Source organism: Bradyrhizobium sp., from assembly GCF_049798375.1.
GTDB lineage: Bacteria > Pseudomonadota > Alphaproteobacteria > Rhizobiales > Xanthobacteraceae > Bradyrhizobium.
The window spans coordinates 1-2,231 of record NZ_JBARGP010000230.1; the positions used below are offsets into that span (position 1 = coordinate 1).

Here is a 2,231-nt window from a genome sequence, read left to right on the forward strand (position 1 = left end):
GACCCCTCACCCGGCCCGAATTCGCTTCGCTCATTCGCGCCACCCTCACCCGCAGGGGGAGAGGGTGCACCGCCGATGCCGAAATAATTCGGCTCAAAGAAGCCGGTGTTCAGCTGGCATAATCCAACTCATCACCCCGTGCGATAGCTCATCGCGTAGGCCTCGGTCAGCGCATGCTCCAGCAGGCGGCCGGCGCTGAAGCCTGCGAGCGTCGCGGGGCGCGTCACGCCCGGGAGCAGGCGATCGCATTGTTCGGGCGCGCCGATCACGGTGCGCACAGGGATCCGTTCGGCATAGGTCGGAAATGCGTAGTCCTCGTCATCGTCGGCGAGGCCCTTGCTGCGGATCTTGGCCGAGGCCTTTTCAATGTTCATAGCAACAACGGCGGTGGCCTTGATCTCCTGCGTCGTGCTCGGCCGCAACGTAGCAGTACGATCGGGAAAGAAGCGGTCGACCATCATCACCAGCGCGCGCTCCTTCTCGGTCTGGTCCTCGATCAGCCGTGCATGGCCGAACGCCATCACCGAGCGGTAGTCGGCGGAGTGGTTGAAGCCGCAGCGCGCCAGCACCAGGCTGTCGAGATGGGTGACGGTGAGGCAGGCGGCCTGACCCTCAGACTGGTTGCGCAGCATGCGGCTGGCGCTGGAGCCGTGCCAGTACAGTGTTTGTCCCTCGCGCCAATACAGGGTCGGCGTGCAATAGGGCAGGCCATCGACGACATAGGCGACATGGCAGAGCGCGGCGGTATCCAGCAGGGCATGCACGGTGGCGTGGTCGTAATGACCGCGATCGTGGCGGCGCTTGACGCGGTTGACGGCGTCGACGGGATAGCTGGTGAGGCCCTGCTCGGACATTCTCGTTCTCCTCTTGGCGAGCGCTTTTTGCCATGGCAAAGTGGTCGCCACCAGTTCCACTTTCACGCTAAACAGGGCAACCACTTTGACGCGTTCCCGGGACGACGTACAGGCGCTGCCGATTCGGCTCGACCGCGCGATCCGTAACCAGCCGCAGCAGGTGCATCATGCGCTGCGGGCTGCGATCGTCGACGGCCTGCTGGTGCCGGGCTCGCGGCTGCCGTCGACGCGCGTGCTCGCCGAGCAGCTCGGCGTCCGCCGCAACGCCATCGTCGCCGCCTATGAGCAATTGCTGTCGGATGGCCTGGTCGAGGCGCAGCACGGATCAGGGACGTTCGTTGCCGCCGAGCTGCCGGCGCCGCCGATATCCGCGCCGGTTGCCGACATCGCGATCCGCACCACGCCGCACCGGCCCTTCGCGCTCGGCTTCACTTTGACGGATTCGTCGCTGCTCAAGCACCTCGCCAATGCCAGTCGTCGCCGCATCATGCAGGCTGGCGTTGACGAACTCGGCTACGGCGATCCACGCGGCAGCCTGCATCTGCGCACCCAAATCGCGCATCACCTCGCTGCCAACAGGGGCATCCGCTGCGATCCGAGCTGCATCATGATCGTGAACGGCACGCAGCATGGCTTACGGCTCTGCGTCGAAGCGCTGTTGAAGCCCGGCCAGACCGTCTGGTTCGAGGACCCCGGTTACTACGCCTCGCGCGACACGCTGCACGCCGCAGGCATGAAGCTGGTGCCGGTGCCTGTCGATGCCGAAGGCACCATTGTCACTGCGGGCGAGACGGCGGACGCGGCTGCGAAGGCTGCCTATGTCACGCCGTCGCATCAATTTCCGACCGGCGTCGCCATGAGCATGGCGCGCCGTGTCGCGTTGTTGAACTGGGCGAAATCGGCCAGGGCCTTTATCTTCGAGGACGATTACGACAGCGAGTATCGCTTCGCCGGTCCGCCGCTCACGGCGCTGGCCGGCATCGGCGGCGAGCATGTGATCTATATTGGTACCTTCGCCAAGACGCTGTTCGCCAGCCTGCGGCTGGCCTATCTCGTGCTGCCGCCGGCTACGGTCGGTCGCGTCGTCGCGGCGCGCGCCTCGCATGATCGGTTTCCGCCGCGCTTCATGCAGGATGCGCTGGCCGATTTGATGACGGATGGCGTGGTATCGGCGCATATGCGCCGGATGCGCGCGCGCTACCGTCAGGCGCGCGATGCGGTCGCGGAGACGCTGGCGAAATCCGCCGGCGGATGCCTGCACATCGCAGCTCCCGCGCAAGGCCTGCATCTGTTGGCGACCTTGCCGTCAGGCACGCCGAAACAAGCCGCGGTCGTGATCCGCGAGCGCGCCGGCATCGAGTGTCGGCTATTGTCCGA

2 protein-coding genes are annotated in these 2,231 nt (G+C 65.8%); one reads left to right on the forward strand and one right to left on the reverse strand.

The features are described 5' to 3' along the window. Positions 1 to 131: 131 nt before the first annotated feature. Positions 132 to 854 carry a pyridoxamine 5'-phosphate oxidase family protein gene (locus WA702_RS09775; protein ID WP_425110318.1) on the reverse strand — a complete coding sequence of 241 codons (723 nt, stop codon included), beginning with the start codon at positions 852 to 854 and terminating at the stop codon, positions 132 to 134. An 85-nt stretch (positions 855 to 939) separates the two neighbouring features. Between WA702_RS09775 and WA702_RS09780 the strand changes: the two genes are divergently transcribed. Next, positions 940 to 2,231: PLP-dependent aminotransferase family protein (locus WA702_RS09780; RefSeq protein WP_425110319.1), on the forward strand; the 1,292-nt coding region annotated here is incomplete at its 3' end.